22 protein-coding genes and 1 pseudogene are annotated in these 23,579 nt (G+C 71.5%); 12 read left to right on the plus strand and 11 right to left on the minus strand.

The window, feature by feature from the left end; genetic code table 11:
- The first annotated feature begins 15 nt into the window (after positions 1-15).
- On the plus strand, positions 16-372 hold the full coding sequence (locus ACFVX6_RS36360; protein WP_389698874.1) for a cytidine deaminase: 357 nt from the start codon (positions 16-18) through the stop codon (positions 370-372).
- A gap of 89 nt (positions 373-461) precedes the next feature.
- Here ACFVX6_RS36360 and ACFVX6_RS36365 read toward each other — a convergent pair whose 3' ends face one another.
- A complete protein-coding gene (locus tag ACFVX6_RS36365; RefSeq protein ID WP_389698875.1) occupies positions 462-1,829 on the minus strand; it encodes an MFS transporter in 1,368 nt (455 codons plus the stop codon).
- Positions 1,830-1,900: 71 nt separating this feature from the next.
- Here ACFVX6_RS36365 and ACFVX6_RS36370 point away from each other — a divergent pair, with 71 nt between their 5' ends.
- From ACFVX6_RS36370 to era, 4 genes and pseudogenes are all read left to right on the plus strand, one after another.
- Entirely contained in the window at positions 1,901-2,932 is a 1,032-nt protein-coding gene (locus ACFVX6_RS36370; protein ID WP_389698876.1) for a GlxA family transcriptional regulator, read from the plus strand.
- 144 nt (positions 2,933-3,076) lie between these two features.
- Positions 3,077-4,492: a beta-xylosidase gene (locus ACFVX6_RS36375; RefSeq protein WP_389698877.1), complete on the plus strand. Its 1,416-nt coding sequence runs from the start codon at positions 3,077-3,079 to the stop codon at positions 4,490-4,492.
- A gap of 437 nt (positions 4,493-4,929) precedes the next feature.
- Positions 4,930-5,328, plus strand: a pseudogene (locus tag ACFVX6_RS36380) (WxL protein peptidoglycan domain-containing protein); the annotation flags it as partial.
- Positions 5,329-5,835: 507 nt separating this feature from the next.
- Entirely contained in the window at positions 5,836-6,786 is a 951-nt protein-coding gene (gene era, locus ACFVX6_RS36385; RefSeq protein ID WP_374213701.1) for a GTPase Era, read from the plus strand.
- Positions 6,787-6,824: 38 nt separating this feature from the next.
- Here the strand turns inward: era and ACFVX6_RS36390 are convergent, their stop codons facing one another.
- The 4 genes from ACFVX6_RS36390 to ACFVX6_RS36405 form a co-directional block, all read right to left on the minus strand.
- Positions 6,825-7,496: an SAM-dependent methyltransferase gene (locus ACFVX6_RS36390; protein ID WP_389698878.1), complete on the minus strand. Its 672-nt coding sequence runs from the start codon at positions 7,494-7,496 to the stop codon at positions 6,825-6,827.
- A 225-nt stretch (positions 7,497-7,721) separates the two neighbouring features.
- On the minus strand, positions 7,722-8,543 hold the full coding sequence (locus ACFVX6_RS36395; RefSeq protein WP_389698879.1) for a GNAT family N-acetyltransferase: 822 nt from the start codon (positions 8,541-8,543) through the stop codon (positions 7,722-7,724).
- 28 nt (positions 8,544-8,571) lie between these two features.
- Positions 8,572-8,841, minus strand: a complete 270-nt coding sequence (locus ACFVX6_RS36400) for a protealysin inhibitor emfourin (RefSeq protein WP_389698880.1) — start codon at positions 8,839-8,841, stop codon at positions 8,572-8,574.
- Between the two features lie 38 nt (positions 8,842-8,879).
- Positions 8,880-9,935 (minus strand): M4 family metallopeptidase, encoded by a 1,056-nt coding sequence (locus tag ACFVX6_RS36405; protein ID WP_389698881.1) that lies wholly within the window; start codon positions 9,933-9,935, stop codon positions 8,880-8,882.
- 376 nt (positions 9,936-10,311) lie between these two features.
- Here ACFVX6_RS36405 and leuA point away from each other — a divergent pair, with 376 nt between their 5' ends.
- Positions 10,312-12,075: a 2-isopropylmalate synthase gene (gene leuA / locus ACFVX6_RS36410; protein WP_389698882.1), complete on the plus strand. Its 1,764-nt coding sequence runs from the start codon at positions 10,312-10,314 to the stop codon at positions 12,073-12,075.
- Between the two features lie 63 nt (positions 12,076-12,138).
- Here leuA and ACFVX6_RS36415 read toward each other — a convergent pair whose 3' ends face one another.
- A complete protein-coding gene (locus ACFVX6_RS36415) occupies positions 12,139-12,426 on the minus strand; it encodes an SDR family oxidoreductase (RefSeq protein WP_389698883.1) in 288 nt (95 codons plus the stop codon).
- A gap of 109 nt (positions 12,427-12,535) precedes the next feature.
- On the opposite strand from ACFVX6_RS36415, the gene ACFVX6_RS36420 reads away from it, so the two are divergent.
- Positions 12,536-13,231: a TerB family tellurite resistance protein gene (locus tag ACFVX6_RS36420; protein ID WP_389698884.1), complete on the plus strand. Its 696-nt coding sequence runs from the start codon at positions 12,536-12,538 to the stop codon at positions 13,229-13,231.
- Positions 13,232-13,303: 72 nt separating this feature from the next.
- On the opposite strand, the gene ACFVX6_RS36425 is transcribed toward ACFVX6_RS36420, so the two are convergent.
- Positions 13,304-14,203, minus strand: a complete 900-nt coding sequence (locus ACFVX6_RS36425; protein WP_389698885.1) for an alpha/beta fold hydrolase — start codon at positions 14,201-14,203, stop codon at positions 13,304-13,306.
- A 56-nt stretch (positions 14,204-14,259) separates the two neighbouring features.
- Between ACFVX6_RS36425 and ACFVX6_RS36430 the strand changes: the two genes are divergently transcribed.
- From ACFVX6_RS36430 to ACFVX6_RS36445, 4 genes are all read left to right on the plus strand, one after another.
- Positions 14,260-14,892, plus strand: coding sequence for a TetR/AcrR family transcriptional regulator (locus ACFVX6_RS36430; protein WP_389698886.1), 633 nt, complete (start codon positions 14,260-14,262; stop codon positions 14,890-14,892).
- Positions 14,893-15,394: 502 nt separating this feature from the next.
- Complete coding sequence (locus tag ACFVX6_RS36435; protein WP_389698887.1) at positions 15,395-16,948, plus strand: nucleobase:cation symporter-2 family protein; 1,554 nt, start codon at positions 15,395-15,397, stop codon at positions 16,946-16,948.
- A gap of 125 nt (positions 16,949-17,073) precedes the next feature.
- On the plus strand, positions 17,074-17,820 hold the full coding sequence (recO, locus tag ACFVX6_RS36440; protein WP_250754311.1) for a DNA repair protein RecO: 747 nt from the start codon (positions 17,074-17,076) through the stop codon (positions 17,818-17,820).
- A gap of 11 nt (positions 17,821-17,831) precedes the next feature.
- Positions 17,832-18,656, plus strand: a complete 825-nt coding sequence (locus ACFVX6_RS36445) for an isoprenyl transferase (RefSeq protein ID WP_389698888.1) — start codon at positions 17,832-17,834, stop codon at positions 18,654-18,656.
- Between the two features lie 167 nt (positions 18,657-18,823).
- Here ACFVX6_RS36445 and ACFVX6_RS36450 read toward each other — a convergent pair whose 3' ends face one another.
- The 4 genes from ACFVX6_RS36450 to ACFVX6_RS36465 are packed head-to-tail and all read right to left on the minus strand — an operon-like array spanning position 18,824 to position 21,997.
- Entirely contained in the window at positions 18,824-19,255 is a 432-nt protein-coding gene (locus ACFVX6_RS36450) for a Fur family transcriptional regulator (protein WP_389698889.1), read from the minus strand.
- 59 nt (positions 19,256-19,314) lie between these two features.
- Positions 19,315-20,181, minus strand: coding sequence for a metal ABC transporter permease (locus tag ACFVX6_RS36455; protein ID WP_389698890.1), 867 nt, complete (start codon positions 20,179-20,181; stop codon positions 19,315-19,317).
- The gene (locus tag ACFVX6_RS36460; RefSeq protein WP_389698891.1) at positions 20,181-20,972 is read right to left on the minus strand and encodes a metal ABC transporter ATP-binding protein; all 792 of its coding nucleotides are present in this window, start codon (positions 20,970-20,972) and stop codon (positions 20,181-20,183) included. The genes ACFVX6_RS36455 and ACFVX6_RS36460 overlap by 1 nt, the downstream gene beginning before the upstream one ends.
- A 35-nt stretch (positions 20,973-21,007) precedes the next feature.
- Entirely contained in the window at positions 21,008-21,997 is a 990-nt protein-coding gene (locus ACFVX6_RS36465; protein WP_389698892.1) for a metal ABC transporter substrate-binding protein, read from the minus strand.
- Positions 21,998-22,153: 156 nt separating this feature from the next.
- Here ACFVX6_RS36465 and ACFVX6_RS36470 point away from each other — a divergent pair, with 156 nt between their 5' ends.
- Positions 22,154-23,536 (plus strand): glycine--tRNA ligase, encoded by a 1,383-nt coding sequence (locus tag ACFVX6_RS36470; protein WP_389698893.1) that lies wholly within the window; start codon positions 22,154-22,156, stop codon positions 23,534-23,536.
- The last annotated feature ends 43 nt before the right edge of the window (positions 23,537-23,579 follow it).

Here is a 23,579-nt window from a genome sequence, read left to right on the forward strand (position 1 = left end):
CATATGCTTCGGACTATGACCGACAGCACCGGGATCGACCCCGAAGACATCAAGATCATCACGTTGGCGCGCAGCGCCCGGGCCCGCAACGGCGTGCCCGAGGGGGCGGCGGTCCGGGACGAGACCGGCCGTACGTACGTCGCCGGAACCGTGGCGCTGGACTCCCTGAAGCTGAGCGCGCTCCAGACGGCCGTCGCGATGGCCGTGGCCAGCGGCGCCCGGTCCCTGGAGGCGGCGGCCGTCGTCAGCGCGGCGGAGGCCCCCTCCGACGCCGACCGCGCGGCGGTCCGTGACCTCGGCGGCCCGGACACTCCGGTCCTCCTGGCGGGCCCGGACGGCACCCTGAAGTCGAGCACTCCGGCCGGGGCCTAGGCCGTCGCCGCCGGGCCGCCCCGACCCTTCGGATCTGCCCGTGCGGTCCACGGGGCCATCCTGGCAGCCTGTCCCCGTCGGGCGGGCCGTCAGATCGCGACTGCCTTGGCAGGGGCCCGGCGGCGGATGACCATCGCCATCAGGGCGGCCATCGCGCACAGGGCGCCCGAGGCGTACCAGACGGGGTCGTACGAGCCGAAGGCGTCGCGGGCCAGGCCGCCGAGGAAGGCCACCAGCGCGGCGCCGATCTGGTGCGAGGCCAGGACCCAGCCGAAGACGATGGCCCCGTCCTCTCCGTAGTGCTCGCGGCACAGGGCGATCGTCGGCGGAACCGTCGCGACCCAGTCCAGGCCGTAGAAGACGATGAAGAACACCATCGGCGGGTGCACGGTCGGGGCCAGCAGCATCGGGAGGAAGAGCAGCGAGACCCCGCGCAGGGCGTAGTAGACGGCGAGGAGGCGGCGCGATTCGAAGCGGTCCGTCAGCCAGCCGGAGAACACCGTGCCGATCACGTCGAACACGCCGATCACGGCGAGGAGCCCGGCCGCCGCCGTCACCGGCATGCCGTGGTCGTGGGCCGACGGGACGAAGTGGGTCTTCACCAGCCCGTTCGTCGAGGCCCCGCAGATCGCGAAGGTGCCCGCCAGCAGCCAGAAGGGGCCGGTCCGGGCCGCCTTGGCCAGGACGCCCGCGGCCCGTCGGGCGGCACCCGGGACGGGGGCGGGCTTGGCCGTGTACGCGCCTCCGTAGGGGGTGGTCCCGATGTCCGCCGGGTGGTCGCGCAGCAGCAGCCAGACGAAGGGCACGACGGCCAGGGCCGCCAGTGAGACGGTGACCGCGGCCGGACGCCAGCCGTGGTTCTCGACCAGCCAGGCCAGCAGCGGCAGGAAGACCAGCTGGCCGGAGGCCCCGGCGGCGGTCAGGATGCCGGTGACCAGGCCGCGCCGGGCGACGAACCAGCGGTTGGTCACCGTCGCGGCGAAGGCCAGGGCCATCGAGCCGCTGCCCAGCCCGACCAGGACGCCCCAGTACAGGATCAGTTGCCAGGAGGTGGTCATCCATACGGTGGCCACCGAGCCGGCGGCTATGACGGTCAGCGCGAGGGCGACGACCCTGCGGATGCCGAAGCGGTCCATCAGCGCGGCGGCGAACGGCGCGGTGAGCCCGTACAGCGCGAGGTTCACGGAGACGGCGAGGCCGATCGTGCCGCGCGACCAGTCGAACTCCTCGTGCAGCGGCTCGATGAGCAGGCCGGGGAGCGAGGCGAAGGCGGCGGCGCCGATGATCGTCACGAAGGCGACGGCCGCGACGAACCAGGCGCGGTGGACGCGGTGTACGCGATGGACACGGTGTGGTGCACCGGCCGTGGAGTCGGTACCGGCCGCCGGGTCGGAGGCGGCCGTCGGTGCGGGGGAGGGGCCGGAGGAGGGGCCGGGGCCCGGGTCTGTCTGCGTCACGCCGCTAGTTTCCGGCCGCCGGGGTCCCCTACGACAGTGGCCTGACCGACACGCTTCGATATGATCGGGCCATGGAGCCCCGCGTGCACCGTGTTGTCGTACTCGCCCTCGCCGGCCTGCTGCCCTTCGAGCTCGGGATCCCGCACCGGATCTTCGGGCGGGCGAAGGATCCCGTTGGGAGGCCGCTGTACGAGATCCTCACCTGCGGGCTCGCCCCCGGCCGGGTGCCCACGGACGCCGACTTCGACATCCACGTCGAGCACGGTCCCGAACTGCTGGCCACGGCCGACACGGTGGTGGTCCCCGCCTCCTACGAGCTGGGCCCGGTCCACGACGAGGGCCGGCTCACCCCCGAACTCGCCGCCGCCCTCGCGCACATCAGGCCCGGCACCCGGCTCGTCTCCATCTGCACGGGCGGGTACGTCCTCGCCGCCGCCGGGTTCCTGGACGGCCGCCGGGCGACCACCCACTGGTCCGCCGCCGGGCACTTCCAGCAGACCTTCCCGGCCGTACTGGTCGACCCGGACGTGCTCTACACCGACGACGGGGACGTGCTCACCTCCGCCGGAGTCGCCGCCGGGATCGACCTGTGCCTGCACATCGTGCGCCGTGACCACGGCGCGGCCGTCGCCAACGACGTGGCCCGGCGCACCGTCGTACCGCCGCACCGCGAGGGCGGGCAGGCGCAGTTCATCGAGCGCCCGGTGCCGCAGCCGCAGCGGTCGGCCACCACCGCGGCCCGCGCCTGGGTACTGGACCGGCTGCACGAACCGCTGCGGCTGACCGACCTGGCCCGGCAGGAGGCGATGTCGGTACGGACCTTCACGCGCAGGTTCCGGGAGGAGTCGGGGCTCAGCCCGGGCGAGTGGATCGTCGGGCAGCGGGTGGATCGGGCCCGGGCGCTGCTGGAGCAGACCGACCTGCCGATGGAACACGTGGCCCGGGAGGCGGGCTTCGGGACCGCGCAGTCCCTGCGCAAGCACGTCCAGGCGGCGCTCGGCGTGAGCCCGACGGCCTACCGGCGGACCTTCCGTGCCACCGCACCCGGCACCACTCTGCCATCTCCTGATGGGACATCAGTTGTTGCCGGGTCCGTGCATTGACTTATCCCACCGCCCGCTCGTGAATGGCCCCCTGGCGGGGTACGGGATCCCAGGGGGCGGTCAGTGCGGACTTCGGCGCGAACACCGGCGCGGACAACGGCGCGGACGACGGCGCGGCACAGAGGGTGGTCGGCGGCCGTCGGCATGGCGGTCCTGGCCGCCGCGACCGGGGGCGCCCTGAGCGCGCCCGCCGCCGCGGAGGGGGAGACGCCTCCCGGGCAGGTCGAGTTCCCCACGCACTGCCTGCCTCCGCAGGAAGCCGGGCTACCGCCGGCCGACGGTCCCACCACCGCCCGGATCACCGTCGACGACCCCACGCCGCGCGTGGGCGACACCGTCACCGTCACCTACCAGGTGACCCGGACCCCCGCGGTGAACCCGCTCGCCGTCGGCCTGCCCGCCGATGTCCTCACCCCCACCGGTCGGATCGTCCTCGGGGGCGTGCAACAGGGCGAGGTCACGGTCGTCGGGGCCAAGCGCAACGATCCCGTCGAGGCGGGCGGGGCGCTGCCCGCCGTCACCATGACCGGCACCTTCACCGTCACCGCTCCCGGCGAGATCACCCTGGCCCCGGGCGGCTACACCCTGCACACGGGCCACCTGCTCGAACTCGACACGGTCTGCGCCGCCGCCTCCGCGAGCGTGCCGCCGGGACCGGATCCGGGGGCGTCCGCGAAGCCCTCGGCCTCTGCCTCTGCTTCCGCCTCCGCGGGGCCGTCGCCGGTGTCCCCGTCTTCGAATCCGACCCTGTTGCCGTCGCCGGACGGCCCGCCGGTTGCGCAGCGGATCACCGCGAGCCCGCTGCCGACGGCCAACCTGCGCACCGTCGCGCTCGGTACGGCCGCGGGCGGCCCGGGCGCCAAGGTCAAGGTCACCGGAGCCGGCTTCGTCCCCGGCGCCGAGGTCACCGTGGCCGGCCGGGCCGGTACGGCGCAGACCGCCGACCGGGTCACCGCGAAGGCGGACGAGCTCGGCGTGGTCCTCGCGGAGCTGCCGGTCACGGACCGGGCGACCACCGCCGTCGTGGCGTACGAGGGCGCCGCCTGGACCCCGGAGCGGGGCTCCGGCCCGGCCGCGTACACGGTGATCGTCGCCGCCCCGCTGCCGCCGGGCAGCCAGACGGTGACCGCCGTCGTGCAGCCGGGGGAGCTCGGCATGACCCAGGAGGGCGACGCCGTGACCCTGGCCGCGGTCCCGTACGGGGACGGCGGCGCGGCGGCCGGCCGGATCGGCACGGTCACCGTCAAGGACGCCCGCGGCGGGCCGGCCGGGTGGTCCCTGATCGGCAAGGTCACCGATTTCACGGGCTCCGGCGGGATCCGCATCCCGGGCGCCTCCCTGAGCTGGACCCCGACGTGCGCGTCCGCGCCCGGCAGCCCCAGCGCGTGCACCCCGGGCAGTGCGGGCACCGTCGGGCCCGACGGCGCGGTCCTGGCCTCCACCGGCGACGCCGCCCTCGTCGGCGGCACCTTCACCGTCGACGCGGCCGTCACCCTCCAGGTGCCCCCGTACACCCCGCCGGGTGCCTACACGGCGGTGCTGACCCTGACGTTGTCGTGACCCGGCCCGGTCTCCCCGCCGCCCCTGTGCCGCTGCGCGGGGCCGTCGCCCCGCCCCGCCCTTCGCCCGTTCCCCGGGCTGTGCCCGGACCCCCTGGGGCTCCGCCCCAGACCCCGCGCCTCAAACGCCGGCGAGGCTGGACATGCCTGGCCTCCGGCGTGCACGGGCAGGCTGACGCCAGGGAAAATCCAGCCCCTCCGGCGTTCGAGGAGCGGGGGTCCGGGGTCGGGCCCCCGGGAGCGGCGCCGCACGCGGCAACGGGTCCGGGGCGGAGTCCCGGTGAACGGTGGAAGGGCGGGGCGGGGAGCGGAACCCTCCGGGGCCGCCCCGCACGGGCACGGCGGCTCCTCGCCGGCCCCGCGCGGGCACGGCGGCTCCTCGCCGCAGCCGCGGCGGCGGCACTGGCCACGCGGGCACGGCCGCGCCCGGCCGGGGCGATGGCCGCCGCTGTGGTCCTCGGGCTCGGCATCCTTCTGCTCGGCGGAGCCGGACCCGCCGCCGCCGCGGACAACGGGCAGTGGTCCGTCCTGCCCGCCGCCAACACCCTCGGGCAGCGCCCGTACTTCTACCTCGCCGCCGCCCCCGGCCAGGCCGTCACCGACTCCGTCACCATCGCCAACCGCACCGACCGCCCCCGCACCTTCCGCCTCTACGCCGCCGACGCCTACAACACCGCCCGCGACGGCGGCTTCGCCCTGCGCGGGCCCGAGGAACCGCGCACCGCCACCGGTGCTTGGACTGCGCTGGCGCAGGAGCGGATCACCGTCCCGGCGAAGACGGCGGTCGACGTCGGCTTCACCCTCACCGTCCCCGACCGCGCCGAGCCCGGGGACCACCCCGGAGCCCTCGTCGCCCTGGAGGACCGGCCGGCCGACACCGCGGTGCGGGGGATAGGGATCCAGCAGGCCGTCGCCGCCCGCGTCTACCTCCGGGTCACCGGTCCCACCGCCCCCGCCCTGGCCGTCGAGGAGCTCAGCACCGCCCGCCGCGGCGCGGCCGGCGCTGAGGTCTCGTACACGCTCCACAACCTCGGCAACGTCACCCTGCGCCCCCGAGCCACCCTGACCGCCTCCGGGGCCCTCGGCCGGGGACTGGTCTCCCGCCCCCTCACCGGCCTGCCCGCCGAGCTGCTGCCCGGCCAGCGGGTCCGGCTCACCTCGCGCTGGGCGGACGCGCCCGCCCTGGAATGGGCCGAGGTCGCGGTGGTGGCGCGGGCCGACGGGGCGGCGGCCGCCCGGGCCACCGCCGGACACGCCGCGCACCCCGCCCTGAACGGCCTGCTCGCGGCCGCTCTCGCCCTCGTGGCGGCGGCCTGGTCGGCGCTGGGAGCCGCATCGGGGAGAATGGCCCGTATGAGCGATCGTTCCCCCGAGACCACCAGCCCGCACCGTGCGGGCTTCGCATGCTTCGTCGGCCGTCCCAACGCGGGGAAGTCGACCCTGACCAACGCGCTCGTGGGTACCAAGGTCGCGATCACCTCCAACCGGCCGCAGACCACCCGCCACACGGTCCGCGGCATCGTGCACCGCCCCGACGCCCAGCTCGTCCTGGTCGACACGCCCGGCCTCCACAAGCCGCGCACGCTGCTCGGCGAGCGGCTGAACGACGTGGTGCGCGCGACCTGGTCCGAGGTCGACGTGATCGGCTTCTGCCTGCCCGCGGACCAGAAGCTCGGCCCCGGTGACAAGTTCATCGTCAAGGAGCTCGCGGGGATCAAGAAGACCCCCAAGATCGCCATCATCACCAAGACCGACCTCGTCGAGTCCAAGGTGGTGGGCGAGCAGCTCATCGCCGTGCACCAGCTCGCGGAGGAGCTGGGCTTCGAGTGGGCCGAGATCGTCCCGGTCTCGGCGGTCGGCGACACCCAGGTCCAGCTGCTGGCCGACCTGATCGCGCCGATGCTGCCGAAGAGCCCGCCGCTGTACCCGGAGGGCGACCTCACCGACGAGCCCGAGATGGTGATGGTCGCGGAGCTGATCCGCGAGGCCGCGCTGGAAGGCGTACGGGACGAGCTCCCGCACTCCATCGCCGTGGTCGTCGAGGAGATGATCCCCCGGGAGAACCGCCCGGCGGACCGTCCGCTGCTGGACATCCACGCCAACCTCTACATCGAGCGGCCGAGCCAGAAGGGCATCATCATCGGCCCGAAGGGCGCCCGCCTGAAGGAGGTCGGGATGAAGTCGCGCAAGCACATCGAGGCGCTGCTCGGCACCCCGGTCTTCCTCGACCTGCACGTGAAGGTCGCCAAGGACTGGCAGCGCGACCCCAAGCAGCTCCGCAAGCTGGGCTTCTAGGGGCGGGCTACTAGGGGCGGGCTTCCAGGGGCGGGCTCCTAAGGGAGCCGCCGCACCTTCACCGCGTTGTCCGTACGGGTCCCGGGCCGGCCGTCAGGCTGGTTCTGGACCCGTACGTGTTCCTCCGCCAGCAGGACCTCCCAGGCGCCGGCCTCCAGTTCCAGCTGGGCGATGACCTCGTCCGGGGTCGGGAAGTCCACCTCCGGGCGGTCCTCCTGCCAGGACGCCCAGCCCGCGTGCCCGACGACGAGCAGGACCCCGCCGGGGGCCACGGCCGCGGCGGCCCGGCGCAGGATCCGCTCCCGCGGGAACTCCCCGAAGGTGTGCAGGAAGCAGGCGGAGACCAGGTCGTACTCTCCGGCCGGGAAGGACTCCGCGAGGTCGTGCCGCTCCCACGCGGTGCGGTCCGCGACCCCGGCGTCGGCGGCGTGGACCGCCGCCCGCTCCAGGGCGACCCCGGAGATGTCCGTCCCGGTGACGTACCAGCCCTGCCGCGCGAGCCACACGGCGTCGCCGCCTTCTCCGCAGCCGAGGTCCAGGGCCCGGCCGGGAGCGAGCGGGGCGGCCTCCCGGGCCAGCACGGCGTTGGCGTCCCCGCTCCAGATCCGCTCGCTCTCGCGGTAGCGGGAGTCCCAGAACTCCTCGCCCGCGAAGCCGGTCTCGGTCTCGGTGTCGGGGGAGTGGGGGGCGTGGTCGCGCTCGTGCGCCATGGCGGACTCTTTCCGGTCGGTACGGGGACGGCTACGGGGACTGGTACGGATACCGGTCCCCGTGCCTCCGATGCTCCGCCCGGACCTCCGCGGCGGCCAAGCGTCCTTGCCGTTCCCGCAAAAAAACCGGGTCAGAATTGCGCGGGCCGCCCCCGCCCCCGCCCCCGGCCCCAACCCCAACCCCAACCCCAACCCCAACCCCGGCCCGTCAGCGCGCCCGGCGGATCACAGCGGCCGGTCGGCGATCAGGGCCGTGCCCACGGAGCGGAAGCCGAGGCGGGCGTAGAGGCGGGCCACGTCCTCGTCGCCCGCCGAGAGGAAGACCGTGCGGGCTCCGCGGGCCAGGGCGTCGGCGACCAGGGCCGCCGTCACCGCGAGGGCCAGACCCTGGCGGCGGGCCGAGGGGAGGGTGCCGACACCGACCACCTCGGCGGCGTCGCCGACCGGGACGTACTGGCCGGAGCACAGGACCACGCCGTCGCGCACGGCCGCCGCCAGGGCGGTACGGCCCGACTCGATCATCCCCGCCACCCGGATGCGGCGGCCCTCGGAGGCCGGGTCCTGCTCCGCCACCGCGAGCTCCGCCGGGCCCGCTTCGCCCACCGCCGTACCGGGAGCGGCGAAGGCCAGCATCGGCACCGTCACGGCCGGGCGCAGCAGCGGGTCGGCCGCGCCGAGTACGCGTACGTCCGGATGCGCGGGGAGCCGTGCCGCCGAGGGGTCGAGCACCATCAGCGGATGCGCGTGCACGCTCAGCCCCGCGGCCTCCGCGGCGGCCCGCAGCGAGGGGGTGGTTTCGGCCACCCACTCGAAGGCCTCGGGGACCTTCAGCTCCCGCTGCCGGGCCAGTACCTGCTCCACGTCGGCGACGGTGACGCCATCGGCCGAGGCGGCGCCGAGGGCGGGCCGCGCGTAGTAGGGCCAGCCGTCGCTCTCTTGGACGAACAGGGTCAGCGGGCCGAAGTCCTCGGCCCGCGCCCCGCCCGCCCGGGGCGCCGCGTCGTAGTAGCGCTCGAGCTCGGGCAGGCGGTCGGTAGGCGTGATCATCCGGCCATCCAAGCAAAAGGGGTCCTGGTCAGGCACCTTCTTTAAGGACGCGGGAGATCAGCGTGCGTTGCGCGTCGGACAGGTTCGGGTCCTGGCAGAGCACCGTCCGCCCGTCCACCGTGATCCGGTACGAGAAGCCGTCCCGGATCCGTTCCGCCGGATCGCCCGGCGGGCCGGGCCGCAGGGCCAGCTGCGCCAGCGCCTGCCACTCGGCCTCGTCGGGCAGGTCCGAGGTGTCCACCTCGCCCCGCCGCTCGATCCCCGCGAAGCCGCCCGTCCGCACCACCTGAATCCGCATGACCGCCCTTCTACCCCGCGGCCTCTACCCCACGCCTGCTACCCCAGGCCGACCGTCGACCACGCCTTCTGCAGCGCCTGGTGTTCCGCGCCGCCGTCGCCGTACCGGGTGACGGCGGCGGCGGTCGACAGGGCGGCGAAGCGGGCGAAGTCCGCCTTGGGGCCCAGCTCCCCGCCGGTCAGGGTGTCGTACCAGATCCGTCCGGCCCGCTCCCAGGCCTTGCCGCCGAGCTCGGTGGCGACGAGGTAGAAGGCGTGGTTGGGGATGCCGGAATTGATGTGCACGCCGCCGTTGTCGCGGGAGGTGCGGACGTAGTCGTCCATGGTCGCGGGCTGCGGGTCCTTGCCGAGCTCGTCGTCCTCGTACGCCGTCCCGGGCGCCTTCATCGACCGCAGGGCGAAGCCGCTGTCCACGGAGGGACCGAGGAGTCCGGCGCCGATCAGCCAGTCGGCGTCCTCGGCGGTCTGGTCCAGCGAGTACTGCTTGATGAGGGAGCCGAAGACGTCGGACATGGACTCGTTGAGCGCGCCGGACTGGCCGTAGTACTCCAGGTCGGCGGTGTGCTGGGTGACGCCGTGGGCCAGCTCGTGCCCGATGACGTCCACGGACACGGTGAAGTCGAGGAAGAGGTCCCCGTCTCCGTCGCCGAACACCATCTGGCTGCCGTCCCAGAAGGCGTTGTTGTACAGCCGGTCGTAGTGGACGCTGGCGTTCAGAGGCAGGCCGGCGTCGTCGATGGAGTGGCGGCCGAAGCCCTTGAGGAAGAGCTCGAAGGTGGCCCCGAGCCCGGCGTAGGCACGGTTGACGCTGGCGTCCTGGCCGGCGTCCTCACCCTCGCCGCGCACCTTCTTGCCGGGCAGCCGGGTCTGGTGCTGTGCGTCGTAGATGGTCCGCGCGGGGGTCTCGGACGGTGTCTCCACGGCGGGCGGGAGCACCGCCATCAGCCGCCGGACCCGGTGGGAGGCGTCCAGCTCGAGGGTCCGCCGCGCGGCGGCGGCCCGGGCGGGGTCCTCGGACCGGGCGATCTTGTCCAGGAGGTGCGGCGGCACCACGGTGCAGAAGACGGGGTGACGGCGAGCGAAGAAGGCATCCATGCCCGGCAATGTGGCAGTGCGTGACAGCCGTGTCACTAGCGGCGACCATGATTCATTCGGTCGTCTGAACATGCTCGCGGCGCATTGACGGATCAACCGGACATCGGGGCGGGTGGGCAGCAGGTAAAGAGGCTTAGCTCACAAAGGGTGCAAAACGGACCTGCGGGTCTTGCATACTGAAACAGGTCCCGCATTACGGGGCGGCTCGGTTAGGCTCGGCCCATCATGCGTTTCGGGCTGCTCCTCCTTAGCTGCCGCGGCGAGGGCCTGTAGTCGTAGGCCGACCCCCTCCCCGCGGAGTTTGGTGTTGCGGTTTTGCGACCGTCCGTCGGCCGTCCCAGCGAACTACACGCGGACACGCGAGGAGCCCTACGTCATGAGCCAGCACACTTTTGTCGGTCGCCCCACGCCCATCACGAACGCGACCCACACCCAGAAGCCCTCCGGGATGCCCATCCACAAGTACGGCTCGTACGAGCAGGTGGACATCCCCGACCGCACCTGGCCCGAGGCCCGCGTCACCAAGGCGCCCCGCTGGCTCTCCACGGACCTGCGCGACGGCAACCAGTCGCTGATCGACCCGATGACCCCCGCCCGCAAGCGCGAGATGTTCGACCTGCTGGTGCGCATGGGCTACAAGGAGATCGAGGTCGGCTTCCCGTCCTCCGGTGAGACCGACTTCAACTTCGTGCGCTCCATCATCGAAGAGGGCGCGATCCCGGACGACGTGACCATCTCCGTACTGACCCAGGCCCGCGAGGACCTGATCGAGCGGACCGTGGAGTCGCTGGTCGGCGCCAAGCGCGCCACCGTGCACCTGTACAACGCGACCGCGCCCACCTTCCGCCGGGTCGTCTTCCGCGGCTCCAAGGAGCAGATCAAGCAGATCGCCGTCGACGGCACCCGCCTGGTCATGGAGTACGCCGACAAGCTGCTGGGCGCCGACACCGTCTTCGGCTACCAGTACAGCCCGGAGATCTTCACCGACACCGAGCTGGACTTCGCCCTGGAGGTCTGCGAGGCCGTCTGCGACGTGTGGCAGCCGTCCGAAGGCCGCGAGATCATCCTGAACCTGCCCGCCACCGTGGAGCGCTCGACGCCCTCCACCCACGCGGACCGCTTCGAGTGGATGGCCCGCAACCTGACCCGCCGCGAGCACATCTGCATCTCCGTGCACCCGCACAACGACCGCGGCACCGCCGTGGCGGCCGCCGAGCTGGCCCTGATGGCCGGCGCCGACCGCATCGAGGGCTGCCTGTTCGGGCAGGGCGAGCGCACGGGCAACGTCGACCTGATCACGCTGGGCATGAACCTGTTCTCGCAGGGCATCGACCCGCAGATCGACTTCTCGCAGATCGACGAGATCCGTCGCACCAGCGAGTACTGCAACCAGATGGAAGTCCACCCGCGCCACCCCTACGCGGGCGACCTCGTCTACACCGCCTTCTCCGGCTCCCACCAGGACGCCATCAAGAAGGGCTTCGACGCCATGGAGGCCGACGCGGCCGCCCAGGGCAAGACCGTCGACGACATCGAGTGGGCGGTCCCGTACCTGCCCATCGACCCGAAGGACGTCGGCCGCTCCTACGAGGCGGTCATCCGGGTCAACTCGCAGTCCGGCAAGGGCGGCATCGCGTACGTCCTGAAGAACGACCACAAGCTGGACCTGCCGCGCCGCATGCAGATCGAGTTCTCGCGGATCATCCAGGCCAAGACCGACTCCGAGGGCGGCGAAGTCACCCCGACCGCGATCTGGAACGTCTTCCAGGACGAGTACCTGCCCAACCCCGAGAACCCCTGGGGCCGCATCCAGCTGCGTTCCGGCCAGACCACCACCGACAAGGACGGCACCGACACGCTGACCGTCGAGGCGGTCGTGGACGGCGCGGAGACCGTGCTGGACGGCACCGGCAACGGCCCGATCTCGGCCTTCTTCGACGCACTGGCCGGCATCGGCATCGACGCCCGCCTGCTGGACTACACCGAGCACACGATGAGCGAGGGCGCCTCCGCCGTCGCCGCCTCGTACATCGAGTGCGCGATCGACGGCCGCGTCCTGTGGGGCATCGGCATCGACGCGAACACCACCCGCGCCTCCCTGAAGGCGGTCATCTCCGCCGTCAACCGCGCGGGCCGCTGACCCGTACGCAACGGAACCCCGCTCCTCCCCTTCGGGAGGGCGGGGTTCCGCCGTTCCCGGGCTTCAGCGGGCCAGGTACTCCGGCCCGCCCGGCTCGTCCGTCGGCGCGAGCACCCGCTCCGTACGGATGGTCCCGGGGGCCACCGCGTTGACGCGGATCCCCCGCGCCGCCCACTCCACCGCCAGGTGCTTGGTCAGCCCCGGCCGATGCCGCTCGCGGCGCCGGTCACCAGACAGGACTTCTCGTTCATGCGGCCGAGCCCAGGGAAGCCGGGGGGCGGCCGTGGGCGACGGGCGCGCAGGTGGGGCCGGGTGCGGGGCCGGATGGGGGCAGGGGCGCAGATCGGCCAAGTACGGCGGCCGGACGATGTTGTCTTGTCACACGACTGACGCATCCTCACCGATGTGGCTAACATCACGCCAACCCGGCGATGTTGCCGGAAGGTTACGGAGGTGCGACGTGCTGCCAGTTCGGGGTGGGGACGGCCGGAAGCTGACGGTCTGGGGTATCCGCACCACCTGGAGCACCGTGGGTGACGGGGAGTTCTTCTGCCCCGACTGCGGTGGCGACCGCAACTACCGTCGGCGCACGGGACGCCGCCGCTTCACCGTCCTCGGCGTGCCGCTGCTGCCCCGCGGGCAGGCGGGCCCCGTCGTCGAGTGCCAGGGCTGCCGCGAGCGCTTCGGCACCGAGGTCCTGGACCACCTCACCACCACCCGCTTCTCCACGCTGCTGCGCGACGCCGTGCACACCGTGACCCTGGCCGTGCTGGCTGCCGGCGGGACGGCCTCGCGCAGTGCGCTGGAGGCCGCCGTGGGCGCCGTACGGTCCGCCGGGTTCCAGGACTGCACCGAGGAGCAGCTGGAGTCCCTCGTCGACGGGCTGGCCGCCGAAGAGGGACGGCTCGGGCTCTACGACGGCCCCGACTGCTACGGCGCCGCGCTCTCGATCGAGCTGCACGAGGCCCTGGAGCCGCTGGCCCCGCACCTGGCCGGCCCGGGCCGCGAATCGATCCTGCTGCAGGGGGCGCGCGTCGCCCTGGCGGACGGCCCGTACATCCCCGCGGAACGCGAGGTGCTGGCGACCGTGGGCTCGGCGCTGCGCATCGACGCGGACGAGGTCGCGCGGCTGCTGTCGGCGGTCCGGGCGCCGTAGCCGTGTAGCCGCAGCGGCCCGGACCGGGCCCGTACGGGCCCGCACGAGGTCTCGTACGGGCCCGTACGGGCCTCAGACGGCGCCCCGGGCCACCGGGGCGGGGTGCGCCGCGATGAAGCGGCGCAGGGCGAGGGACAGCCCCTGGGGGTTGTCGAAGGGGATCAGCGTCCGGGCGTCCGGGACCTCCTCGTACCGGCCGTACGGCAGCAGTTCGGCGAGCCGGCGACCGGTCCGCGGCGGCATCATCCGGTCCTCCGCACCCCAGAGGACGAGGGCCGGGCGGTCGAAGGAGCGCAGCCGATCGGCGGCCCGGAGGTAGGTGTCCTTGCGGGTGCTGCGCAGGAACGCGTCGAGGTCGCGGCGGATGGCCGGGTCGGTGAGCAGGGGGCCGTACCAGCGCAGGACCAGATCGTGCGGGATCGGCCGCTTGGCCATGCCGCCGAGGGAGGTCCGCATCCCGGCGAGGAAGGGCGAGCGGAAGGACCGCAGGAGCAGGTGGAGCGCTCCGGGGATCCTGCTCGCGGTGTGCAGGGCCTTGCCCTGGAGGCCCGGCGGGTAGTTGTCGAGGGCCTCGCAGGAGGCGAGGACGAGGCGTGCGATCCGCTCGTCGTTCACGCCCACGAGGAGTTGGGCGATGCCGGCGTCGTTCTGGACGAGGGTGACGCCGTGCAGGTCGAGGCGCTCGAGGAACTCGGCGAGGAGGGCCGCGACCCCGTGGGCGGAGAGGTCGGCGCCCGGGTTCATGGGGAGGCGGTGGCCGCCGATGGGGAGGACCGGGACGAGGACGCGGAAGTCGGAGCGCAGTTCGGCGACGACGGGCTGCCAGACGGACGCGTCGAAGCCGAGGCCGGGGACGAGGACGAGCGTCTCGCGGGTGGTTCCCTCCGCCGCCCCGGGGCCGGGACTGGTGCGATCGGGGCTGTCGGTGTCGGTGTACTCGATGGTGCCGGAGCTGAGCGCGATGGCGAGCATGCGGTTCCCCCTGTCGGTTTCACTAGATAGACCGATCTAGTGAGATGCTAGCCCCGATGACGACGACAGGCGATACGAGAGCACGCATCCTGAGCGCGGCGACCGAACTCTTCCGCCGCCAGGGATACGCGGCCACGGGCATGAAGCAGATCGTGGCGACGGCGCAGGCGCCCTACGGGTCCGCCTACCACTTCTTCCCGGGCGGCAAGGCGCAGCTGGGGGAGGAGGTCCTGCGCAGTTCCGGTGCGACCTATCTGGAGCTGATCGGCGACCTCTTCGGGCCGGGCACGGCCCATGCCCACGACCCCGTCCTGGCGACGCGGGAGGCCTTCACGGGTGCGGCCGCGACGCTGGAGGAGCTGGACTTCGCCGATCCCTGCCCCGTCGCCACGGTCGCGCTGGAGGTGGCGAGCACCCACGAGGGGCTGCGCCGGGCCACCTCCGAGATCTTCACTTCCTGGACCGACGCGCTGGCCGCGTACTACGCCGGCCACGGCATCGGAGCCGCGCACGAGACGGCGGGTTCGGTGATTGCGCTGCTGGAAGGCGCCTTCATGCTGGGCCGCGCCCACCGTCGGACGGATCCGGTGCTCGCCGCGGCGACGGCGGCGCAGGCGATCGTTTCGGCCGCGCTGGCGGTTTCGGACACGCCGGCGTCTCACGGGGTGGGCGAAAACGGCACAATCTGAGATAACGATCGGGCCTCGCGCCCCCGATTCGGAGATCCTTACGCGTGTTGTGAACCGCGGAGGCGCGCCATCCGTACGGGGTGTTTCCACCAGGTGGACGGACGGAGCGGAGCCTTCTTCTTTGCGTGGCCGAACGGCCTGCGGAGTGTTAACCCGCACGTCACCGCGTACGGCCTTCGCGTTAGCGCAGCAGGAAGGGCTGATTTCGCGAAGCGTTGGCCATAGTCGACACCGGGGGTCTCCGCCACTGGAGAAATCTCCAGATCCTGCACGCCGAGTGGTCAACATTTTGTAGAAGTCGACGATATCTGTGAGCGGCCCCACAGGCGTTCAATTCCGGTCACACGAGGAGACGCCGCCGGTAACACCGCGGAGCTTCGATTCACGTGGACGCAACGACAACCCCGACGGATCAACGGGCTAACGACCCACTCCGGCCAGGGGCAACCAGCTTCCTATCGCTTCCTCTCAGTTACCTACCTCATTGAAGGGCAAGGCAGAGATGGCACGTGTCGCCGCACCGCTTTCCGCCACCGGAAAGCAGAGCACGCACCCGGTCGACGAGGTGCTCCCCCTCCCCAAGCTCGCGCTGTACGGCTTCCAGCACGTACTCGCGTTCTACGCCGGTGCGGTGATCGTTCCGATCATCGTCGGTGGCGCCCTCGGGCTCACCACCGAGCAGCTGGTCTACCTGATCAATGCCGACCTCTTCACTTGCGGTATCGCCTCGATCATCCAGGCGTGGGGCATCGGCAGGATCGGTGCGCGGCTGCCCCTGATCCAGGGCGTCACCTTCACTGCCGTGTCCCCGATGATCGCCATCGGTCTCGGAGCGGGCGGCGGGACGGCGGGTCTGCTCGTCATCTACGGCGCGGTCATCACGGCCGGTATCGCCACCTTCGCCTTCGCCTGGCTGCCCCCCAAGGCCTTCCGCACGATCATGCGGCTCTTCCCGCCGGTCGTCACCGGCACGGTGATCACCGTCCTCGGCATCGTGCTGATCCCGGTCGGCCTCAACGACGCGGCGGGCGGCCTCGGCAGCCCCGACTTCGGTGACCCGAAGCACTTCGCCTACGCCGGCGGCACGATGCTCTTCATCCTCGTCCTGATGAAGCTCGGCAGGCCCTTCCTCAACAGCATCTCCATCCTGCTGGGCCTCGTCGGCGGCACCGCCGTCGCCTTCCTGCTCGGCGACGCCAAGTTCGGTGACGTGAGCAACTCGGACTGGATCGGCATCACCACCCCGTTCTACTACGGGGCGCCGAAGTTCGAGTGGTTCCCGATCGTGCTGATGCTCATCGTCATGCTGATCACCATGGTCGAGACCACCGGTGACACCTACGCCGTCGGTGACATCGTCGGCAAGGACATCGACAGCGAGACCGTGGCCCGTGCGCTGCGTGCCGACGGAGCGGCGACCGCCCTCGGCGGTGTCCTGAACTCCTTCCCGTACGTGGCCTTCGCCGAGAACGTCGGCCTGGTCCGCATGACCAAGGTCAAGAGCCGCTTCGTCGTGGTCGCCGCGGGCGTCTTCATGATCGTGCTCGGCCTGATCCCCAAGGCCGCCGCGATCGTCGCCGCGGTTCCGCACGGTGTGCTCGGCGGCGCCGCGACCGTGATGTTCGCGATGGTGGCCCTGGCGGGCATCCAGACCCTGGCCAAGGTCGACCTCAAGGAGGAGAAGAACGCGCTCGTCGTGGGTGTCTCCCTGGCCTTCGCGCTGCTCCCCGCCACCGTCCCGGTCCTCTTCAAGGACCACATGGACGCGGACCTCTCCTCGCTCCTCAACAGCGGTGTGACGCTCGGTGCCACGGCCGCGATCGTCCTGAACCTGATCTTCAACGGTCTGGGCAAGGACGGTGTGCACGACGCCCCGGCCGATGCCCCGCAGGCCGACGCCCCGCAGGCGGAAGCCCCGGAGGTAGAAGCCCCGGCGGCCGAAGCCGCGAAGGCCGACGCCCCGGCGGCCGTAGCCGCGACGGCGGACGACGAGCCCAAGGCAGCCATTCCGGCCCAGTCGGGCGAGGGCGAGCCCGCTCCGGCGCCGACCGCCTGATCCTCCCAAGGGGTGTCCCCCGCCGGGCCTCGTGCCCGGCGGGGGACGCTGCCGTTCGGGGAGTCCGTTTCGGGAGTCCGTTCGGGGAGTCCGTCCTGTCGGTGGGGTACAGGACAATGGGGTCCATGAGTCTGTTCCGCGACGACGGCATCGTGCTGCGCACCCAGAAGCTGGGTGAGGCGGACCGCATCATCACGCTCCTGACCCGGGGCCACGGCCGGGTCCGGGCCGTCGCCCGCGGCGTCCGGCGCACCAAGTCCAAGTTCGGCGCCGGGCTGGAACCTTTCTCCCACGCCGACGTGCAGTTCTTCTCGCGCAGCGGCGAACTGATCGGCCGCAGCCTGCCGCTCTGCACGCAGACCCAGATCATCGCCCCGTACGGCAACGGCATCGTCACCGACTACGCCCGCTACACCGCCGGCACCGCGATGCTGGAGACCGCCGAGCGGTTCACCGACCACGAGGGCGAGCCCGCCGTACAGCAGTACCTGCTGCTCGTCGGCGCCCTGCGCACCCTCTCGCGCGGCGAACACGCCCCCAACCTCATCCTCGACGCCTTCCTGCTGCGCTCCCTCGCCGTCAACGGCTACGCGCCCAGCTTCGACGACTGCGCGAAGTGCGGACTCCACGGCCCCAACCGGCACTTCTCCGTCGCCGCGGGCGGGGTCATATGCGGCGACTGCCGCGTCCCCGGCAGCGTCGTACCCTCGTCGGAGGCCATCGCCCTGCTCAGCGCGCTGCTGACGGGCGACTGGGGACATGCCGACGCGTGCGAGGCGCGTCACGTGCGGGAGGGCAGCGGGCTGGTCTCCGCCTACTTGCACTGGCATCTGGAGCGCGGGCTACGCTCCCTTCGATACGTCGAGAAATAGGAGCTGGGCACATGGCACGACGCGGGATTCTGGGACGCTCTCGCCGCGAGTACAAGGTTCCCGAGCCGCACCCCTCCGGTGAGCGTCCGCCGAAGATCCCCGGCGACCTCATCCCCAACCACGTCGCGGTCGTCATGGACGGCAACGGCCGCTGGGCCAAGGAGCGCGGGCTGCCGCGCACCGAGGGCCACAAGGTGGGCGAGGGTGTCGTACTCGACGTGCTCAAGGGCTGCCTGGAGATGGGCGTCAAGAACCTCTCCCTGTACGCCTTCTCGACGGAGAACTGGAAGCGCTCGCCCGACGAGGTGCGCTTCCTCATGAACTTCAACCGCGACGTCATCCGGCGCCGCCGCGACGAGATGAACGAGCTGGGCATCCGCATCCGCTGGGTCGGCCGCATGCCGAAGATGTGGAAGTCGGTCGTCCAGGAGCTCCAGGTCGCGCAGGAGCAGACCGTCGACAACGACGCGATGACCCTCTACTTCTGCGTCAACTACGGCGGCCGCGCCGAGATCGCGGACGCGGCGCAGGCCATCGCGCGCGATGTGGCGGCGGGGAAGCTGGACCCGTCGAAGGTCAACGAGAAGACCTTCGCGAAGTACATGTACTACCCGGACATGCCGGACGTGGACCTCTTCCTGCGCCCGAGCGGCGAGCAGCGCACTTCCAACTACCTGCTCTGGCAGAGCGCGTACGCCGAGATGGTGTTCCAGGACGTCCTGTGGCCCGACTTCGACCGCCGCAACCTCTGGCAGGCCTGCTACGAGTACGCCCAGCGCGACCGCCGCTTCGGCGGGGCCGTCCCGAACCAGGGGGAGCCGGGTACCTCGGCCTGAGCGTCGCCTACGCTCCGGATCTCCAGGGGGCCTTCCGGGCCCGTGCCCGGCTGACGGGGGCGGGCCCGCGCGCGATCTCCCTCGCGGTGCTGCCGAAGCGGGGAGCCCAGGACCCCGCCGACGTCGAGGGGCCTGCGCGGGATCCTCGACCGGAACCTGCGCAGGCCCTAGGCCGCGGCCGCCGCGCAGTCCGAGCAGGTGCCGAAGATCTCCACCGTGTGGGCGACGTTGACGAAGCCGTGCTCCGCGGCGATGGTTTCCGCCCACTTCTCCACCGCGGGGCCCTCCACCTCGACGGCCTTGCCGCACTTGCGGCAGACCAGGTGGTGGTGGTGGTCCCCGGTGGAGCAGCGCCGGTAGACGGACTCGCCGTCACTGGTGCGCAGCACGTCGACCTCGCCGGCGTCCGCGAGGGACTGCAGGGTGCGGTAGACGGTGGTCAGGCCCACGGAATCGCCACGGTGCTTGAGCATGTCGTGGAGTTCCTGGGCGCTGCGGAACTCGTCCACCTCGTCCAGCGCAGCCGCCACGGCGGCCCGCTGCCGGGTGGATCGTCCTCGTACTGGCGCGGTATTCATCTCGCCAGGCGCAGTCGCCACCGGTTCCTCCTCGTCTCGGCTGCGGCCCATTGTGCCAGGCGGCCGACCACCCGAGGTCTTCAGACCTTTACGTCGTCCCGCGTACAGACTTCTTCGGCGGCGCGGGCGGCGCCGGCCCGGCGCCGGGCCAGCGGGGTGGACACCGCCGTCATCACCATGAAGACGGCGATGGCGAGCAGCACGATCGTGCCGCCGGACGGTGCGTCGATGTAGTAGGTGGCGGCCGTGCCGGACAGCGAGACCAGCACGCCGATCACCATGGCCACCGTCAGCGTGGCGGTGAACCCGCGGGTGACGCGCTGGGCGGCCGCGACCGGGATCACCATCATGGCGCTGACCAGCAGCAGGCCGACGATGCGCATCGCGACGGTGACGGTGACGGCCGCAGTGACGGCCATCAGCAGGTTCAGGAAGCGCACCGGCAGGCCGGTGACCCGGGCGAACTCCTCGTCCTGGCAGACCGCGAACAGCTGTCGGCGCAGACCCAGGGTGACGGCGACGACGAACAGGGCGAGGACCACGACCGCGGTGATGTCCTCGGCCGAGACCGTGGTGATGGAGCCGAAGAGGTAGCTGGTCAGGTTGGCCGTCGAGCCGCCCGGAGCCAGGTTGATGATCATGACGCCGCCGGCCAGGCCACCGTAGAAGAGCATGGCCAGTGCGATGTCCCCGCTGGTCTTGCCGCGGGAGCGGATCAGCTCCATGCCGACCGCGCCGACGACCGCGACCAGGGTGGCCATCCAGATCGGGCTTGTGTTGAGCAGGAAGCCGAGCGCGACACCGGTCATCGCCACGTGCCCGATGCCGTCGCCCATGACGGCCTGGCGGCGCTGCACGAGGTACGTGCCGATCGCGGGGGCCGTGATGCCGACGAGGGCGGCGGCGATGAGGGCCCGCTGCATGAAGGCGTAGTCGAGGAGGTCCATCAGCTCAGCAGTCCCGTCCGGAGGGGCTCGGCGTCGTGCGCGGAGTGGGGGTGTACGTGGTCGTGGCCCGGCAGCGCGTGCTGGCCCAGGGCCTCCGGGGGCGGGCCGTCGTGCGTGACGCAGCCGTCGCGCAGGACGACGGCGCGGTCGATGAGCGGCTCCAGCGGGCCCAGCTCGTGCAGGACCAGCAGCACGGTGGTGCCGGCGGCGACCTGGCTGCGCAGGGCGTTCGCCAGGACCTCCTGGTTGGCCAGGTCCACGCCGGCCATCGGCTCGTCCATGATCAGCAGCTCGGGTTCGCCGGCGAGCGCACGGGCGATGAGCACCCGCTGGTGCTGACCGCCGGAGAGGGCGTTGACGGAGGCGTCGGCGTGGGAGCTCATGTCGACCAGGTCCAGCGCGCGCTCCACGGCGACCTTGTCGGCCTTGCGCAGGAACCCGAAACGGGTGCGGGCGAGCCGGCCGGCGGAGACGACCTCGCGGACGGTGGCGGGGACCCCGCTGGCGGCGGTGGTGCGCTGGGGCACGTACCCGATGCGCGACCAGTCACGGAAGCGCTTGAAGTCGGTGCCGAAGAGGGACAGGGCGCCGTCGCTCAGCGGGACCTGGCCGACCACGGCGCGGACGGCCGTGGACTTGCCGGAGCCGTTGGCGCCGAGCAGGGCGACGACCTCACCGCTGCGGACGGTGAGGTCGATGCCGCGCAGCACGGGGCGCGAGCCGAGCGAGGCCGTGGCCCCGCGCAGGGATATGACGGGCTGGTCCAGGGCCTGGGTGGGCTTGGACTCCATGGCTCGCGCCTCCGATGCCGCTACTGCTGTTGCCATTACTTGCTGCCGAGTGCCTTCTGGAGGTTCTTCAGGTTGGCCCGCATGACCTCGAAGTAGTCAGCGCCCTGGGACTTGTCCGTGATTCCCTCCAGGGGATCCAGGACGTCGGTCTTCAGGCCGGTGTCCGCCGCGAGGGTCTTGGCCGTCTTGTCGCTGGCCAGGGTCTCGAAGAACACCGTCGACACATTGTCCTGCTTCGCGAGGGTCTGCAGCTCCTTCATCCGGGCCGGGCTGGGCTCGGACTCGGGGTCGACGCCGGAGATGCCCTCCTGGTCGAGGCCGTAACGCTCGGAGAGGTAGCCGAAGGCGGAGTGGGTGGTGATGAAGGTCTTGGAGGCCGTGTTCTTCAGGCCGTCCTTGAACTCGGTGTCCAGCGCGCCCAGTTTGGCGACGAGCTCGTCGGTGTTCTTCTTGTAGTCCGCCGCGTGGTCGGGGTCGGACTTCTCCAGGGCCGCGCCGACGCCCTTGGCGATCTCCGCGTACTTGAACGGGTCGAGCCAGACGTGCGGGTCCTCGCCGGCTTCGCCGTGGCTGTGGTCGTGGCCGTCGGCTGCACCCTCGGAGGGCCGGCCCTCTTCGGCGCCGTGGTCGTGGCCGGAGGTGCCGTGCACCTCGAGCTTGGTGAGGGTGGCGGCGTCGACGATGTTCTTCACGCCGGACTGGGCGACGGCCTTGTCGACGGCGGGCTGCAGCGTCTTGAGGTAGAGGACGACATCGGCCTCGCCGAGCTGCGCGGTCTGCTTCGGGGTGATCTCCAGGTCGTGCGGCTCGACCCCGGGCTTGGTGAGGGTGTCGACCTTCACGTGGTCCTTGCCGATCTGCTCGGCGAGGAACTGCATCGGATAGAACGACGCCATCACGTCGAGCTTGCCGTCCTTGGCTCCGGCAGCTCCGGCCGTGCCCGAGCAGGCGGTGAGGGCCGTGGCGGCGAGGGCCACGGCTCCGGCGAGGGCGGCGGTCGGTATGAGGCGTCGTCGTACGTTCATGACATCCATTTTCATCAAAGATGGAAACGATTGTCAAAAACCCTGGTGGGAGGGGTGTGCAGGGCCTGGGGAGGGGGGTCCCGATTTGAAAGGGGGGGTGCGGGCGCCGGTAACCTTGAGGCTTCGCCGTTCGTCCTCGTAAATGAAGAGAGCACCGTGGCCGCCGACAAGATCGAAACCATCGTCAGCCTGAGCAAGCGCCGTGGCTTCGTTTTCCCGTGCAGTGACATCTACGGCGGCTCTCGGGCTGCCTGGGATTACGGTCCGCTCGGTGTCGAGCTCAAGGAGAACATCAAGCGCCAGTGGTGGAAGGCGATGGTCACCGGGCGTGAGGACATCGTCGGCCTCGACTCGTCCGTGATCCTGGCCCCCGAGGTCTGGGTGGCCTCCGGCCACGTCGGCACCTTCTCGGACCCGCTGACCGAGTGCACCTCCTGTCACAAGCGCCACCGCGCCGACCACCTGGAAGAGGCGTACGAGGCCAAGCACGGCCGTGTGCCCGCCAACGGTCTCGCGGACATCAACTGCCCCAACTGCGGCGTGAAGGGCCAGTTCACCGAGCCCAAGCAGTTCTCCGGCATGCTGGAGACCCACCTCGGCCCGACCCAGGACACCGGCTCCAAGGCGTACCTGCGCCCCGAGACCGCCCAGGGCATCTTCACCAACTTCGCCCACGTGATGACCACCTCGCGCAAGAAGCCCCCCTTCGGCATCGCGCAGGTGGGCAAGTCCTTCCGCAACGAGATCACGCCCGGCAACTTCATCTTCCGCACCCGCGAGTTCGAGCAGATGGAGATGGAATTCTTCGTCAAGCCGGGCGAGGACGAGCAGTGGCAGGAGTACTGGATGCAGGAGCGGTGGAACTGGTACCGCGACCTCGGCATCCGCGAGGAGAACATCCGCTGGTACGACCACCCGAAGGAGAAGCTGTCCCACTACTCGAAGCGCACCGCCGACATCGAGTACCGCTTCAACTTCGGTGGCAATGAGTTCTCCGAGCTCGAAGGCGTGGCCAACCGCACCGACTTCGACCTCAAGGCCCACTCGGCCGCCTCCGGCTCGGAGCTCGTGTACTTCGACCAGGAGACCAAGGAGAAGTACACCCCGTACGTCATCGAGCCGGCGGCCGGTGTCAACCGCGCCATGCTCGCCTTCATGCTCGACGCGTACAACGAGGACGAGGCTCCCAACGCCAAGGGCGTCATGGAGAAGCGCACCGTGATGCGCCTCGACCCGCGCCTGGCCCCGGTCAAGGTCGCCGTCCTGCCGCTGTCCCGCAACGCGCAGCTGTCGCCGAAGGCCAAGGGCCTCGCCGCCGACCTGCGCAAGTACTGGAACATCGAGTTCGACGACGCGGGCGCCATCGGCCGCCGCTACCGTCGCCAGGACGAGATCGGTACGCCGTTCTGCGTCACCGTCGACTTCGACACCCTCGACGACAACGCGGTGACCGTGCGCGAGCGCGACACCATGAAGCAGGAGCGCGTCTCCCTGGACCAGATCCAGAGCTACCTCGGCAGCCGCCTGCTCGGCTGCTAGGTTCCGCCGCAGATGCGGCAGTGGCCCGGTGCGCGATGCGCAC

The sequence above is a fragment of the Streptomyces sp. NPDC058289 genome, from assembly GCF_042880975.1.
Classification (GTDB): domain Bacteria; phylum Actinomycetota; class Actinomycetes; order Streptomycetales; family Streptomycetaceae; genus Streptomyces; species Streptomyces stoeckheimensis.